We start from the raw sequence: 16,983 nt of genomic DNA, 5'->3' as shown, positions 1-16,983 counted from the left end.
TTTAACTATTTTTAGCCATGAATCTTAAACGTATTCCTAGTAGCAGAAGCATAAAACCGATGAATGGAACGTAATTCGTATTGTGTCCTGTAGCTGGAAGTTGTTGATTATTAGAAGAACCTTGTCCTTTTTCTGGTAAATTAGGTTTTTCTACTCCCTCACCTGGCTTCTCTGTTCCTTCACCTGGTTTTTCTGTTCCTTCACCTGGTTTTTCTGTTCCTTCACCTGGCTTTCCTGTTCCCTCACCTGGCTTCTCTGTTCCTTCACCTGGCTTTTCTGTTCCTTCACCCGGTTTTTCTGTTCCTTCACCTGGCTTTTCTATTCCTTCACCTGGCTTTTCTGTTCCTTCACCTGGCTTTTCTGTTCCTTCACCTGGTTTTTCTGTTCCTTCACCTGGTTTTTCTGTTCCTTCACCTGGTTTTTCTGTTCCTTCACCTGGTTTTTCTGTTCCTTCACCTGGTTTTTCTGTTCCTTCACCTGGTTTTTCTGTTCCTTCACCTGGTTTTTCCGGACCTTTTTCTGTATCTTTTTTATTTGTAATTTGAAGTTTTACAAATTCAATTTTTTCATTAGAAATCGTAAATTTCATTTCCTTATCGGATAAAGTATATCCTTCTGGCGCTTGGATTTCTTTTAAAGTGTAATCTCCTGGTTCTAACTTCTTAGAAGTCGCTTTACCGCTCTTATTTGTTGTTAATGTGTCGATTTTTGTTCCGTCTTTCCAAATTTCAAACACTGCGCCTGCTAATATTTTATTTGTATTATTAGCGTCTACCTTTGTAATTTCTAATTGACCTGTAATTTCTTCTTTCACTTTTTCATTCATAACTTCTTGTTTTACTACTTCATTTGCTACAATGTCTACTTCTACTGTTACTTCTACTGCTTTGTAGCCTTCTGGCGCTTTTGTTTCTTCTAACGTATACTTACCTGGCACTAAGTTTTCGAATGTTACTACACCGTCTTTATTCGTAGTTTTCGCTTCTCCAACTACTTGACCAGCTTCGTTTTTCAGTTTAAATTCTGCGCCTTCTAGAACTTTCCCACTCTCTGCATCCTTTTTGATTACTTGTAAGCTTCCTAGTTCTTTTGCGTTTTCTATTTGTACTTCTACTACTTTATTTGCTTCCACAACGACTTCAATTTCTTCTTTTAACAATTTATATCCTTGTGGTGCTTTAATTTCTTTTAATGTGTACTTTCCTGGCTCTAATTTCTGAGAAATTACTTTACCTGCTTTATCTGTTCGTAATGTATCTACTTTCTTGCGGTCTTTATACACTTCGAATTCTGCATCTGATAATACTTTCGTTTTATCTTCCGCATCTACTTTTACGATTTCGAATTGACCAAAGCTCTTACTGTTCATTACTTTTACACCAACAACTTTTTCACCGTCAACTGTTACATGAATTATTTGTTTTGTTAACTCATAACCTTCTGGTGCTTTTGTTTCTTCTAACGTATATTCACCTGGCACAAGTCCGTCTACTTTAACCGTTCCAGACTTATCTGTTGTAATTTCTTCTTTTACAACATTTCCTTTCGCATCTTTCAATGTAAATTCTGCTCCTGCTAAGCGTTTCGTTTGATCTTTATCATCCATTTTAATAATTTGTAGAGAACCTAAGATTTTTTCGTTTTCTGCCACTACTTTTACTACTTCTTTCTCGTTTTGAATTGTTACTTTCCATTCTTTACTTGAAAGCTTGTAGCCCGCTGGTGCTTTCGTTTCTTTCACTGTGTATTCACCTAGCGGTAATTTCGGTGACATCACTTTTCCACTCTCATCTGTTTTCAGTTCCGCTACCTTTTTACCATCTTTATACACTTCGAATTCTGCACCTGATAACAATTTCGTTTTATCATTCGCATCTACTTTCACAATTTCAAATTGACCTGTTACTTTTTCATTCGTAACCTCTTGTTTTACTACTTCGTTCGCTACAACGTTTACGTCCACTGTTACTTCTAACGCCTTATAACCTTCTGGCGCTTTCGTTTCTTCCAACGTATACTTTCCTGGCACTAAGTTTTCGAATGTTACAACACCAGCTTTATTTGTTGTTTTCGCCTCTCCAACTACTTGACCAATTTCGTTCTTCAGTCTAAATTGCGCGCCTTCTAGAACTTTCCCACTCTCTGCATCCTTTTTGATTACTTGTAAGCTTCCTAGTTCTTTCGCATTTTCTACTTGTACTTCTACTACTTTGTTTGCTTCCACAACGACTTCAATTTCTTCTTTTAACAACTTATATCCTTGTGGTGCTTTCGTTTCTTTTAATGTGTACTTTCCTGGCTCTAATTTCTGAGAAACTACTTTACCAGTTTTATCTGTTCGTAACGTATCTACTTTTTTACCATCTTTATACACTTCGAATTCTGCATCTGATAATACTTTCGTTTTGTCTTCCGCATCTACTTTCACAATTTCAAATTGACCTGTTACTTTTTCGGGGATCTTTTTATTCACCACATCTACAGTCACTACTTTATTAGCCTCTACATCAACAGATACTGAACTAGATGATAATTCATATCCTTTCGGTGCTGCTACTTCTTTTAATGTATAGCTTCCAACTGGAAGTTGTTTCGATAAGGCTTCACCTTTATCATCTGTAACAATTGTCTCCACAACTTTCCCATCTTTATCGATAACATCAAATTTTGCACCTGGTAGAAGTTGACCAGATTCACTATCTTTTTTCAATAATTTAAATTGGCCATTCTCTACTTTTTTCGTATTCTTCATAACAAGTTCAATTACGTTTGTATTATCAATTGTTACTTTGACTGGTGTATCAACTTTTATATATCCTTCTGGTGCATTTATTTCTTTTACAAAATAGTCACCAAGTGGTAAATCTTTAACTTCCGCAATACCCTTTTCGTTTGTTGTAACAGTAGCCACAACGTTATTATCTTTGTCTATAACATCAAATTTTGCGTCTTTTAAAACAATGTTTTCATCGTTTTCATCAACTTTTTTAATTTGTAAATGTCCTTTTTCAGCTGCTGGTTTATTCCACTTTGGCCAGTTAAATTTAAAGTTATGAACCTCAAAACCATCTCTTTGGTGTAATCCTCCAACATAAGCTTGTCCATTAATAGAACCACCTTTTGTTTCTACAACTGCATTAGGTGCAAACACACTACCTACTACACCATAACCTTTAGTTGTTATCTTTGTAGCATTAGGAAATACCCAAATTACCTTACTAGCTAACTCAGTAAAAGATGAATTAGGATCGTATGCTTGAGATGTATTAATTAAATCCGTTGCCATCCCAGTATTTCTTGTATCATACAAAATTGCACCGCCACCAAAACTCACTTCTTCTGCATCTGAATAAATAACAATAAAGTCTTTATTCTCTACATTCGGAAGAAAAACGTCTTTTACATCAAATGCTTTCTTTCCAGTTTGGCCTGAAGAGACATAAATATTAGGGTTGTTTACATCTTCACCGATTCCAAAGCTCATATTAAGTTTTGGCTTATCAGTGTGTAGTTTACTTGCATCCCCAATTACACCATCAACGTCTTTTCTAAATTCTTTAAACTTAGCATCAATCTCCGCTTGCTCTTTATAAGAGATACGGTCATATGATGTTTTCATTGCGCCATCTGGGTCACCGTCTTTTGTCATCGCCACTGTTCCATCTTGAATAATTACTTGTCCTGCTCCCGCTTTCGTAAATTGACCGCCTAGTAATAATGATGGATATCCTTCATCTACCCAAGTTGCTCCAGCTAAGTTATTTGCTCCAGTTGCAGCCGCTACGACTGTATAACTTGATGCGTTCATATTTTTCTGAACAGCCATCGCACCTTCAATATCCGCACTCGTTGCACTATGATCTCCAAAAATGATGGCGTTGTAATAAGATACATCACCTAAACCTTTTAATTCTGTTGTAGCTGCCTCTGCTTTAAATGGTAAATGGATTAAAAAATTCATACATATTAGTAATACAACTATTAAACTACTACTTAACTTTTTAATTTTTTGATTAAATGATTTCCTCAAGAAATTCATTCCCCCTTTTAAACTTCCTAAAACCACAAAAAGAAGTACATATCATATGTACCAAACCTTACTCACATTAACTTAAAATAATCCATTTAAATAAAACAAAGAAACACTACAACTACTTAATAAAATTGCTACAATTCATTTTTGAAATAATACGTGAACTAAAGTATCATGCGGAAATACTTTTACGTATGGGAGCCCAATAAAATTAATCTGAAGAATATTTCATGTGGTGTAACTGTTTTGGCAACATCATCCACTTTACATTAGTTTTCTGGAGGATTCAAGTGAATTGTATGAATACCATACACAATTCACAATTTAAAACGTTTTCATTCCTTTTAATAAGCTCAATAAAAAAACGTAGCCACAAAGCTACGTTTTCCCTTCATTGTTTCGGTGTATTTTTATGATTCTTCAAAAACGGAAGCGGGAATTGCTTACGGAAATGCTCTTTAATCATATACTCTACACCGTTCTCACTATTTGAACGTGTGATCCAATCTGCTGCTTGCTTTAATTCTACAGGTGCGTTCCCCATCGCTACCCCAAGTCCCACGTTTTCAATAACCTCTAAATCTTCCATACTATCTCCAATCGCAACCATCTCATTTAGCGAAATATTTAAATGCTCTCCAAGCAATTGTAATCCGCGTAACTTCGATACATTTTGTGGCAAGATTTCTATTCGTTTTAAATCACATTCAACATACTCAATATCTTGGAACGCTTTTCTTAATGTATTTAGTCCGCGTTCTTTTTCACCTTTACTTTGGAAAATAACATCAATTTTTGGCGCCGCTACCGGATGGTCACGAAGCGCGTCACCTAACGAATCTACAAATTGAACTGGATAAAATAACGGATCTGCGCTTGATAATACAGTGCGCGCAATTAAGTTTGGTGTATTTCTCTCACGATTTCCTATCGAAAACCGTTCATGAGAAATACGTACGTTACAATCAAAGTGCTCTAACACTTGCACAATGTTAAAAGTCTTCTCTTCAGATAATCTCCTTTGAACGTACGGCTTATCTAAAGTTGCTGAAACGAAAGCACCACCATGTGTCACTAATATAGAATCTAATTTTAACGCCTTTGCTACTTTATGAGCGGATTGAAAATTACGACTCGTAAATAACGTAACGTATACATCTTTTCTTTTCACAAATTCAATTGTTTCTCTTAACCCTTTTGCAATTTTTCCATTGTTGTATAGTAGTGTCCCATCTATATTAAGAGCTAGTAAGCGATAAATCATGTCGCACTCCCCCTCTTCGCTGTTGTACTCTATCCATAATTTATGAAATAAATGTAGCAAATAGAACGAGTTAGAATTACTACTGAAAATTTGGTTTACTATATACATATACACTTAGCAAAGGAGATAGTACAATGCAGGCACCACCTTCCTTTTATGAAGGCGATACGTTAGAAGTCGCAAAAAAATTACTCGGACAAAAACTTGTTCATATTGTAGACGGAATAAAGCGAAGCGGAATCATTGTAGAAGTAGAAGCATATAAAGGCCCAGATGATAAGGCCGCACATAGTTACGGAGGCAGACGGACAGATCGCACAGAAGTTATGTTTGGTGCACCAGGGCATGCTTACGTATATTTAATTTACGGTATGCATCATTGCTTTAACGTTATTACAGCGTCAGTTGGCACCCCACAAGGTGTTCTCATTCGAGCACTTGAACCAGTAGACGGTATTGAAGAAATAAAACTAGCGCGCTTCAATAAAACAGACATTACAAAAGTGCAATATAAAAACTTAACAAACGGTCCTGGCAAACTATGCCGTGCACTTGGCATCACTTTAAAAGAACGCGGCGTATCGTTACAAAGTGATACGTTACATATTGAATTAGTTCCAAAAGAAGAACACATGTCATCACAATATAAAGTAACGGCGGGGCCCCGTATTAACATCGACTATGCAGAAGAAGCTGTTCATTATCCGTGGCGATTTTATTATGAGGGGCATCCGTTTGTTTCAAAGAAGTAAGCGATATCAACGATTTTTCGAATATATCTATCGTAACTTACAATATATCAACGGTTCGACAAGAAATATCGATTTATCGCCAAATAATAACATTACGAATAAAAGAAGACTGTTCCAAAATGGAACAGTCTTTCCCTCTTACTCTGCACCTTCCGCAGTTGCAATATTATCCTCTAAATTTTCTCTTGATAATTCAGCCGCCATAAAATCAGCTGTTTCTGGAAGTGCTAAATGCATATGAGCTTTTTGACAAATTTGGATCGTACAGTTTTCTATAACATAGTCGAAAACATGTCCGCCCCCGCTTCTTTCATCATCAATGTAATGTAAGTGGAATCCAGCTACCCCAATACCTTGCGCATAATCTGGTGTCCAAAATCCAGCAAGCGTACCTTCTGTATTTTCAAATGAAAAGATTGGTTGTGATTTCGTCACTTCAACGAGCGGTGTATACGGTTTTTCTTGTCTTGGAACAGTTCTCGTCCTTACTTCACGGAACGTACCGTCCATTCGAATACCGTAAAATAAGTTTTTACTTGGCATTAATTCATGTAATAACGCTTCAACTTCTTCACGATTCATCGGATGCTCTACCGTATAACTCATTTCTTTTTCAAAAAACGTTACAGTCGCAAATGGCGTTGTTTCTTCTGGCTCTACTTTTTCTGCTGAACCGTCTGAACGTAAATGATAAAATTCATTATCAAATGCAATCATTTCACCATCTAATTGATCAAATGTGCCGATGCCGAAATCACCATGTTTTTTCAAATCTTCAAAGCTAATCACACCATCATATATACCATCTAATAGCGCAAGCATTGTAGATGTTTGATATACTTCATTACTCGTTTTCGTTTTTTTTGCATCAATATCAATTAATTGCGCAACAGTCATCTCAAATCTGCCTCCATTAGTTTAATTGGTTTGGTAATAATTTTTCGCTTAATTTAATGTTGTCACGATAGTCAATTGGAATATCAATAATGACAGGACCATCTGCTGCTAATGCTTCTTTTAATACCCCTTCTAATTCATCAGGTGTGTTAACACGAAGACCTAACGCCCCAAAACTTTCCGCATATTTCACAAGATCAACATCGCCAAACTCTGTAGCTGATGTTCTGCCGTATTTCATCATTTGTTGGAATGCAACCATATCATATGTGCCGTCTCTCCAAACAAGATGTACGATCGGAGAATTTAAACGTACTGCCGTTTCTAACTCCATCGCTGAGAATAAGAAACCACCGTCACCTGATACGGAAACTACTTTTTTACCTGGTTCTACTAAAGTAGCTGCGATTGCCCAAGGAAGTGCAACACCTAGCGTTTGCATACCGTTACTAAATAATAGTCTACGTGGTTCATAAGAACGGAAACATCTCGCCATCCAAATAGAATGGGAACCGATGTCACACGTAACAGTTGTATCATCACTAATTAAAGAACGAAGTGTGCGAATGACTTGAAGCGGATGCGTAACACCTTCAGAAGCACGGTTTGGAACTTCTGCTTGTTCTGATAATTTCGCGCGTAATCGTTCTAACACTGCTTCTGACTTCGTACTTAATACAAGTTTCGGTAATTTTTCTGCGATGCTATTTACAGTTAAGGCAATATCGCCAATTAATTCACGCTCTGGTTGATAGTCATGGTCGATATCCGCTTGATGATCATCAAGATGAATAATCGTTCTGTCTCCAAGTTTATTCCAGAATTTCGGATCATACTCAATTGGGTCATAACCGATAGAAATAACAAGATCCGCTTCTTCTAGTAAAATATCACCTGGTTGGTTACGGAATAATCCAACGCGGCCGAAGAAATGATCTTCTAGTTCACGCGAAATTGCACCAGCTGCTTGATACGTTTCAACGACAGGAAGTTCTGTATCTGCAATTAATTTACGAACGGCTTTCGTCACTTCATTTGTGCTCGCTCTCATACCGAGTAAAATAACTGGTAATTTCGCTGATTTTATTTTTTCTACTACATATGTAACATCATGTGTGGGAGCGATTCCAAGCTGTGGCTTAGAAAGCGCACCGATAGACTCTACATTCGTTTCCGCAGTCATAACATCTTGCGGAAGACTTACTAAAGTTGCTCCCGGATTTGTGGAGGTAGCACTTCGAAATGCATTTGATAGTGCTTCTGGTACATTATCCGGATGCTCTACTTCTACGCTATATTTTGTGATTGGTTCGAATAGTGCAGCATTATCCATAGATTGATGCGTACGTTTTAATCGATCCGTACGCGGTACTGCACCAGCTAAAGCAACAACGGGATCACTCTCCGCATTCGCAGTAACAAGACCTGTCGCTAAATTTGATGTCCCTGGTCCTGAAGTTACAAGACATACGCCCGGTTTCCCTGTTAATCTACCAATAGCAGCTGCCATAAATGCTGCATTTTGTTCATGACGACAAACGATTAACTCTGGTCCTCTTTCTTGCAATACATCAAATACAGAGTCAATCTTTGCTCCTGGAATACCGAAAACATGTGTAACACCTTGTTTAATTAAACAATCAACAACAAGATCTGCTCCTTTTGTTTTTGTCTTCACGTCGTTTGCTTTTACACCTGTACTCAAACTAATCATCCCTTTATTTCATAATGTGTGTAATAAAGACTTTAATTTCACCTAGTTAATTAATGTGGTGAAGTATTGTTATCATTATATTACAAATGCATTATTTTTCCAACAATATGAATTTGAAATTATTTTGACAACATCCAAAGAATACGCTTACAACCTTTTGTTTATCTTAAAATAACATTTTTATATCTCTCCTAAAAATGTACAAAAATACTTCCATCCATTCACATTATTAACAATTTTACAGTACCTTGCAAAGAATAATAGTAAGTGATATATTTGTAAATAATGGAACACCCATTATTTGGAATGTCATTTACAATTAGTATATCCCCCTTCAAAAGGAAGATACAGATTGTGCTGTTTAGAAAAAAGATAGGATTCTCAGCTGTAATTCATCATTTTATAAAGGAAAGTGATTGTTATGAACAAAAGTGAATTTTTAAAGCAACTTAGTTCTTCCCTATGGAATATGTCTAATTCAGAAAAGGAGGATATTATCTCGGAGTACGAAACTCATTTTATTAGTGGTAAACAAGATGGAATATCTGAAGAGGAAATTTCTAAAAAGCTAGGAAACCCTAAAGCTATCGCTAAAGAACTTAATGTTTCATATGCAATAAGCAATGCTGACAATAGGCGCAGCCTAAAAAATATTATGACAGCACTGTTTTCTGTTATGAGCTTAAGTGTTTTAAACTTTATATTTATCATTATCGCATTTTTCGTATTACTCTTTCTATTACCGCTTCTTCTAGCGCTTATAATTGCTACACCATTATTAATTATTTCACCTATCTTATTAATAGGATTAGGATTCTTTAAAGGGTTTCATCAAATCAGTTATTCCGATGTTTATAATGTATTTATAGCTTTTTGCATCGGCTTACTAATATCCGTCATATCTTATCAATTAATAAAACATATATACTCACTTTTAGTTAAGTATTTAAAATGGAATTTAGCTATTTTACAAAGATACTAATGAATATAAAAGGAGATTAATATGAAAAAGTATATTTTATATCCACTCATGTTACTTACAATGTTATTTCTATCAGCTTGTTCAAACAGTGTACAACCTAAGGAAGAAAACGATGTACAATCTATTAAAGATGTTGCTATTAAAGTTCCAGAAAATATATTTAGTTCCTCAAAGAAAAATGAAAATATTAGTGAAGACGAAATGAAACAAAATATAAAAAGTTATTTAAATTATAGCGGAGAGTTAGACGAAAACATCGTTCCACTTTCATCCACTACATCCGATGAAAATATCACTGAATCTGACCGAGAAAAATTACAAAAACTAATAGAGTTAGCGAAACAAAATGATACAAACTTCCATAATTTTATTAGTAACAATACAATCCCTGATGATTACAAAAAGCCTTCAAAAGAAATATATGAATTTATTTCATCATCTACAGCAATTTCAGTAGAACTAGATCAAGAATTAGACAAACTCGCTCAAGATGGTAACTTATTCAAAACTGATTTTTCTTTTACAAAGCGCTTTGAGAAAGCTAATGGTAGAAAGCAAAAAGAGATTGAAAAGTTTTTGAAGGAAAAGAACATTAAAACTGAGTATTTCAGTAAGTGATAATACATGTTAGATCATACATTCCGCTTTAAAATAGTCACCAACATATGAAAATTGTAAAGAGGCTTTATTATGTGTAAGGATATACTCCATCCGTTTCCCATAAAAAAAAGGCCTCCTTAAAGGAGGCCAAGCAAAAACAACAAACGCAAAATAACAACAAATAATGGACGATAAAATCACTATATTGACAAAGTATAGGATTTTTATCAATTGGAGTAACTCAACCCTAAATTACTCTTTTAACAATGCAATACTAATAACTTATTACAGCAATTTTTTACCGTGTCTTAAAATAATTGACTGTCTTTCAAATAATTTTCTTTATATTGATTGTTATTAATTAGTATATACTTGAATACGACTATACACCCTAATAAAAGGCAATATATTAAGCTGCTAGTCCTCGCGAGTTTATTTTGCCTTTAATGTAACTATACTATATTCTTCCATTTGCATCACCGAATATTCCTCTCGCATTCACGCATTTTTTCTTGCGTGAATACCGCAACTTATTACATCGGCGTATCTGCTAACACCCACTCTAACTTCCCTTTATATTCCATACCAACTTTAATAAGCGGGCTAGGCTCAATAAATAATCGGATACCATTCGTTTCTTCATTCCAAGCTACTTCAGTCGGTTCGTTATTCGTTGAAATAGACGCAGCCACTTCTACAGCCGTTTCACCTAACGTATATTGCTGACTGCCCTTTACATACCTCATGGCACCAATTAGCTGTTCTTTTCCGTCCAAAGTTAACGGCTCTGTCTCTTTAACGTATATCTTCCACGCATTTTTTTCAGGTCGATCATCCTGTACGACAAGCTTCCCATTAATTTGCGAAGGAGAATATATTGTTGGTTTAGAAGGAATCGTTAATTCTCCAAATGCTATCGTATCAGGTACACTAACTAACCTTAAATCACCTGCTGGAATATCTGGAACTACAATATGCCCGGTTACACTATCTGATACATGTATTGCGTTATTTAATACATCCTTCCCGGATACGTAAGCTGTATTTTTCACTTCCGTAATATTAGAACCTGGCTTTACCCTCACTTTAAATGTAATGGCCTCCTTTGCACCCACATCTAAAGTTCCTCCACGCTCTGCATTAGCTCCCTTACCGATGCGATATTTTATTTCATTCCCACCTATCACATCTACTTGATCATCCTTTTGTTGATCCGTTCTATTCTCTACACCATTATGTGTCTCATGCGTTATACTATTTGGAATATATTCTAAATAATCATCTAGCTTATCATATCCTTGTACACCTAATGCTTTTGCCAGCGGATTTGATACATTATTTTTAATCTCAATTCTATATAAAAACTCTTGTCCGGCTTTAACACTGTTAATTTCTTGGCCTTCTGTATTCAACATTTTTTTCGTTACGATTAAATTGGGAGAATCATATTCAGCAACAAAAGTAACATTATTTAGCGTATAAATATTTCCAGCCGCATTATATGCTTTAAAACTAATTTTTCCATCCTTTAAGTTATTCGCAATTTGATTCGGACCTTCTAGATGATACGTATGTATATCCGTTGCAAATGAATTCGTCCAGTCTGGATTATACCCCTTATACTTTTTAGTAACTAATTCATTTGTACCATCTGTTTGTATTTCTGTCATACTACCATCATTCGCATCTTCTGCATTTCCAAGATGATTTTTGACATTAACTTTACCTTTTCCAAAGTCATATGTAGCGTAATCTTTTCCATACACATCATTCTCTGCTGGCGTACCGTTAGAAGCGTAATAACTAAATTTTGCTTTAAAGTTGCCTTCTTTTGGCGTATTGATATTTTTTATATTAATATGCGTCCAATCATAACCTCTTTGCGTGATTAATCCTTCCCAAACTTGCATGTCTTTTACTGTTTCTTTTGGATCTTCATAAACAACAATTAAATTCCAATTTCCCCAGTAGTAACCAGTACCATTTGTATTTGAAAGTTGCGGAATATTAGCGACCGTAATTGGTTTATTTAAATTATAATCTTCTATTGCATTTGTCACATCAGCATATGCAACATAAGCATCACCGTTATAACCTGCAAAATAAGATCCAATATACGGTAAACCTACTTCTTTCCTTATACTGTTAGGAAATACATCTTTATAGCTTCCATCTTCCGATTTAATTTTTACAGGCTGTTGTATTTGTAAATCCGTTATGCTTTTTCCATCTAGATACCCTTTTGCTCCCATAGCAGCCGTCCAAAATAAATACGCTTTTTTCACCTTACCACTTTGAGGAACTGGAGGAAGTACTCCGGTTGACGAGTTAAAAGTGCTCTTATCATTATCGACATTCACTATGTACTTATCTGTTCTTCTTCCCATAGATCCTCTCGTATATCGATCCTTCTCTAATCCTAAAGTCACATTTCCAGTTTGCACCAAGTTCCCTTTTAGGCGTTCTTCATAAATAGGTGTATCGAATCCACCATTTGGCTTAACTGGAATTGAATTAGAAAACACAAGGTTTTCATCTTGCTTTTTTTCTTCTACAACTTCTAGCTTTTCTTTATTTTCTTCCTTAATCTCTTGTTTCTCTTCTTTTACTGTTTGTTCTTTATCTTCTTCTCTAACCTCTTGTTTCTCTTCTTTTACTGTTTGTTCTTTATCTTCTTCTCTAATCTCTTGTTTCTCTTCTTTTACTGTTTGTTCTTTATCTTCTTCTCTACCCTTTTGTTTCTCTTCTTTTATTGTTTTCTCTTTATCTTCTTCTCTAATCTTTTGTTCCTTTTCATCTTTTGTTCCTTTTTCTTCTGTAAATACTTTATTTTGTATAAATAGATGACCAACCTCTTGACCATTCTGTTCAATAATCACTTTCGGAGATTGTTCTTTATTTAATTCTTTCGCACCTATTACAATATCTATACTTTCCTTACTTTTTATATGTAGTCCTTGGATATTCCGAGCGTACATATTACTACCTGCTAGTTTTTCTTCTTTATAAAACGTATCTACTTCATCACCTATTAATTTCTTTCCATTAATCGTAAATGATTGTTTTATAAAGTGTATTCCCTTTTCTTCTTCACTAATATGCTTCAAAGATAGATTTTGAATTTCTTTTTCACCAATGTTAGAAACTGTATACTTTAAAGTCATTTTTTTACTATTTAATACCTCTACTTGAATGTGAATATCATCATTTTGAAACGTATTAAGCGGTTCTTTTACACCCTCAATCGCTAGTACATTGAGATTAGAAAATAATAAAGAAATATTGATAATTGCTATTATCATAACAATTATCACCTTTTTTCCAATTCGCATCTTGTATCGCCCTCTTTTCCCATTCATAACGCAGTGCACATTTTAAAAATCATATAATAATATTGTTATATTACATACCCTTCTCTTTCACACCCGTATATTATACGCGCTTTCTAAAATCATGTAATTTTTACAAAATATAGATTTATATATATTTCTTAAGGCACTTCATTTACGAAACATAATTTTCAAACCTGTTAATTTACGACCTTGCGAATCTATAAATTGGCCATTCTGACTAATATTCTCTTTCTTTCAAATACTTTATAAAAAAAATACAAAACACTATTTCTTAACAGTGTTTTGTATCATGCTATCATTCTCTTAATAGTACTTACATCATCAATATATATCGTTTACTATTCTTATTCGCCATCTTTTTTCTTAGAGCGTCTTCCTAGCAAGAATACTAAAACTAGTAGTGCTACAAGTAATAAAATTCCACCTATAATATAGTACAGAGTATAATCCTTTTTGGCCTCTACAGCTGTATCATTTAACTTCTGTGCTTCTTTTCCTTCAATCGTAAATTTTTTGGTCCACTCCCATTTCTGGTCACCATCCGTTGCTTTCATTTCTAGACGGTATGTTCCTGGCTCTAAAGCTTTATTGTCCCAACTAATTGCATAATCGAAATTAGAATTTGGTGCCATTCTTAAATTTTCTTTTTTCGTTTCATGTAGTATATCTTTACCTTTTTCAGTGTATACCTTTGCATCTACGCTTAAATTCTTTAACATTGCTGGTTTTATATTTTGTAAATTCGCTGTCACTACATTACGCGCATTCACTTGACCTGGTTTTACTTCATTTAATTTCATATCTGGTTTTACTTCTGCATCCGTTTCTCTTAATACAACACCGATAGCATATGCATACTTATTTTTAATTTGCACACCTTCTGATTTTTTCTTATCTTCTTCATCTTCTTTTTCTTTAAAGTATAAACCACCTAAAATCACACCATCATATGATTCTGTAGGCATTTCAATATTCACATTTAATACTACTGTACTTTTCGCTGGAATTTTTGTCTCCTTTTGTACTTTCGCAATTTTTGAAAACGGGGTCTTTAATGTAGAATCAAACTCTAGATTCACTACACTGTAATCAGTGATTCCATTATTATTTGTAATTGCGGTATTCGCATATGTCTCTACTTCTACTTCTTTATCTGTATCATTTTTCATTTGTACTTGCAGCGTTTGTTTTTGTCCTGGTTCCATCTTCAAATCAAAATATGTTTGGTTTTTATCCACTTGATTTTCTGGAATGACCGCCGTTACCGCAAATTTCATTTCAGCTGCTTCTACTTTCACATTAAAAACAGTTATACAAATCGCTACAGCCAATAAACAACTCATAATTTTCTTTACATATTTCATACTATATTCCTCACATATTCCATAGTTTAATATACAAACGAAAGAGATAAAGACTGAAAAACAGCTTTATCTCTTTCGTTATTTCTCTTAAATGCTTCTATTACATTGGTGCGTCTTTTAATTCCCAAGTTAGAGAAGTTGTGTACTGAGCTTGTTCTTTTTTTGTTTTACCCGGTACACTTAACTCAACGCTCTTCTCGCCATCTTTTACTGATTCACCGAACGAATTCGTCCATGTTCCCATACCTTCTTCTTCTTGGGCTGTCGCAACATCAAAAGCTTGACCTGGAGTTAAAGCGATATTTTGTGCAGCTGTTGGTGCCTTACTACCGGCTGCGGAATTTAACGTACCGTTCTTCAGCGTTAAAGTAGCTCCCGTTAACTCTTTAGCATCTGCAGTTTTAAATTGATCGTTTTGTTTTACTGTTAATTTCCACCCTGCATTTGTACCACGATTATCTGTTACTTGTACAAAGTTTGGAACTTCACTTTCAGCACCTGTTTTTTTATTTTTCACATTATCTAATTTTGCATAGTACACCTCGTTATTACCAGATGCTTTTTGTTTGTCAAAATTAAAGTTAGATACATAGTCGATACTTAACGGGCCGTTGGTTCCTGGCTCATGTGTATCATCTGGATTTTCTGGATCTACAATTGGCTCTACTACTTCATCCGGATTAATTGGATTAATTGGATTAATTGGATCTACCGTATCTGTATTTTTTTCAAACTGAATAAAAGCTTTTGAATTTAACGTTCCACCATCTTTTTCTGCGAAAGCTGATGTTCCTCCCGCTAATGTTGTTAATGCGAATGCTCCTACTACTGCTACTTTTGTAAATTTCATATTAGTTCTCCTTTTACGCTCTTTTTATTTTTAATATTCAGAAATTATTTTGGTGTATCCTCTAAAGTCCAAGTTAATGTCGTTTTATACTTTGCATCTTTTACCTTTTCTGTTGTACCTGGTACAGATAAACTAACACTGTTTTTAGCTTGTTCAACATCTTGACCATATGCAGTTGTCCATGTTCCCATACCTTGACCTTGTTGTGCACTTGTTACATCTTGTGCTGATCCGTCTGGATTTAACGTTACAGGTTTTGCCGTTGGCGCGTATTTTTTATCTGTTGCAGAGTTTACAACTGAATTCATTAATTTAATCTCAGCACCATCCAACTTTTTACCGTCTGCAGTTGTAAATTGATCATCCTGTTTTACCGTCAGTTTCCATCCTACGTTTGTACCACGGTTATCTGTGATTTGTACATAATTTGGCACTTTTTTTGTTTGTCCTGATGCTGTTTTTACATTTTCTAACTCAGCATAGTAAACTTTATCATGACCAGAAATCGATTGTTTTCCGAAATGGAAATTAGATACATAATCAATACTTAACGGGCCGTTGGTTCCTGGCTCATGTGTATCGTCTGGATTTTCTGGATCTACAATTGGCTCAACTACTTCATCTGGGTTCGTTGGATCCACCGGTCCCGTAATACCTTCATTTTCTGTAAAGATTACATCCGTTACAGACTTCATTGAAGCTGCTTCTTCTGCAAATGCTTGTGTTCCCCCTGCAAGCACTGAAAGTGATACTGCTCCTGCTAATGCTAATTTTATTAATTTCATCATTTACCTCCACTAAATTAATTTATTTAATAGAAACTTTTGTTTCTATTTTCCTAGTTTGAAATAATGTTATACAGGCTGCTATCAATAAACCAACCCCTGCATACTGCAAAATAAGTGAGGTTTGTCCGCCTGTTTTTGGCAACACCTTATTAGTAATCCGGTCATCTGATATATTAACGACTATTTTAGATCCATCTGGAATCAATGGATCCTCAATTTCTGACGGATTATAACTATTTGAAAAAGTAATTCCTGCTTTTGAATTCATGCTACTTGCCAATACTTCTTCATAAAAGAGAAACACCGGTACTACTAGTATCATCAGTAATAGGACGTATTTCTTCACCATTACACTATCTCCTTTCTAAATTTAATATCTACATTCT

Annotated in this window: 12 protein-coding genes; 3 read left to right on the top strand and 9 right to left on the bottom strand. The window is 34.9% G+C overall.

The genetic code is table 11. The annotated features are described in order from the left end of the window. Position 1: 1 nt before the first annotated feature. A complete protein-coding gene (locus MHI26_RS04555; RefSeq protein ID WP_340808684.1) occupies positions 2 to 4,030 on the bottom strand; it encodes a SpaA isopeptide-forming pilin-related protein in 4,029 nt (1,342 codons plus the stop codon). A 394-nt stretch (positions 4,031 to 4,424) separates the two neighbouring features. Next, positions 4,425 to 5,297: a Cof-type HAD-IIB family hydrolase gene (locus MHI26_RS04550; RefSeq protein ID WP_000640414.1), complete on the bottom strand. Its 873-nt coding sequence runs from the start codon at positions 5,295 to 5,297 to the stop codon at positions 4,425 to 4,427. A gap of 134 nt (positions 5,298 to 5,431) precedes the next feature. Between MHI26_RS04550 and MHI26_RS04545 the strand changes: the two genes are divergently transcribed. After that, positions 5,432 to 6,049, top strand: coding sequence for a DNA-3-methyladenine glycosylase (locus tag MHI26_RS04545; protein WP_001148776.1), 618 nt, complete (start codon positions 5,432 to 5,434; stop codon positions 6,047 to 6,049). Between the two features lie 138 nt (positions 6,050 to 6,187). Here MHI26_RS04545 and alsD read toward each other — a convergent pair whose 3' ends face one another. Together alsD and alsS are read right to left on the bottom strand one after the other, a co-directional pair. Continuing rightward, positions 6,188 to 6,946: an alpha-acetolactate decarboxylase gene (gene alsD / locus MHI26_RS04540; protein ID WP_000215018.1), complete on the bottom strand. Its 759-nt coding sequence runs from the start codon at positions 6,944 to 6,946 to the stop codon at positions 6,188 to 6,190. 16 nt (positions 6,947 to 6,962) lie between these two features. Next, complete coding sequence (gene alsS, locus MHI26_RS04535) at positions 6,963 to 8,651, bottom strand: acetolactate synthase AlsS (RefSeq protein WP_061667599.1); 1,689 nt, start codon at positions 8,649 to 8,651, stop codon at positions 6,963 to 6,965. 430 nt (positions 8,652 to 9,081) lie between these two features. On the opposite strand from alsS, the gene MHI26_RS04530 reads away from it, so the two are divergent. Both MHI26_RS04530 and MHI26_RS04525 read left to right on the top strand, forming a co-directional pair. Further along, positions 9,082 to 9,642, top strand: coding sequence for an HAAS signaling domain-containing protein (locus tag MHI26_RS04530; protein WP_001042978.1), 561 nt, complete (start codon positions 9,082 to 9,084; stop codon positions 9,640 to 9,642). A gap of 21 nt (positions 9,643 to 9,663) precedes the next feature. Further along, positions 9,664 to 10,260, top strand: a complete 597-nt coding sequence (locus tag MHI26_RS04525; RefSeq protein ID WP_061667600.1) for an NDxxF motif lipoprotein — start codon at positions 9,664 to 9,666, stop codon at positions 10,258 to 10,260. A gap of 515 nt (positions 10,261 to 10,775) precedes the next feature. Here the strand turns inward: MHI26_RS04525 and MHI26_RS04520 are convergent. The 5 genes from MHI26_RS04520 to MHI26_RS04500 form a co-directional block, all read right to left on the bottom strand. Continuing rightward, positions 10,776 to 13,544: an isopeptide-forming domain-containing fimbrial protein gene (locus tag MHI26_RS04520; RefSeq protein ID WP_225988061.1), complete on the bottom strand. Its 2,769-nt coding sequence runs from the start codon at positions 13,542 to 13,544 to the stop codon at positions 10,776 to 10,778. Between the two features lie 395 nt (positions 13,545 to 13,939). Then, the gene (locus MHI26_RS04515) at positions 13,940 to 14,959 is read right to left on the bottom strand and encodes a DUF916 and DUF3324 domain-containing protein (protein WP_061667602.1); all 1,020 of its coding nucleotides are present in this window, start codon (positions 14,957 to 14,959) and stop codon (positions 13,940 to 13,942) included. 100 nt (positions 14,960 to 15,059) lie between these two features. Beyond that, a complete protein-coding gene (locus tag MHI26_RS04510) occupies positions 15,060 to 15,809 on the bottom strand; it encodes a WxL domain-containing protein (RefSeq protein ID WP_061667603.1) in 750 nt (249 codons plus the stop codon). Positions 15,810 to 15,853: 44 nt separating this feature from the next. Continuing rightward, the gene (locus MHI26_RS04505; protein WP_061667604.1) at positions 15,854 to 16,594 is read right to left on the bottom strand and encodes a WxL domain-containing protein; all 741 of its coding nucleotides are present in this window, start codon (positions 16,592 to 16,594) and stop codon (positions 15,854 to 15,856) included. A gap of 22 nt (positions 16,595 to 16,616) precedes the next feature. After that, positions 16,617 to 16,946 (bottom strand): LPXTG cell wall anchor domain-containing protein, encoded by a 330-nt coding sequence (locus MHI26_RS04500; protein ID WP_061667605.1) that lies wholly within the window; start codon positions 16,944 to 16,946, stop codon positions 16,617 to 16,619. Positions 16,947 to 16,983: the final 37 nt, after the last annotated feature.

Origin of the sequence: Bacillus sp. FSL K6-1218 (genome assembly GCF_038006445.1) — a bacterium.
Taxonomy (GTDB): Bacteria; Bacillota; Bacilli; order Bacillales; family Bacillaceae_G; genus Bacillus_A; species Bacillus_A thuringiensis_S.
The sequence above is the reverse complement of the archived record's forward strand: the minus strand, read 5'-3'. Positions and strand labels throughout refer to the sequence as shown.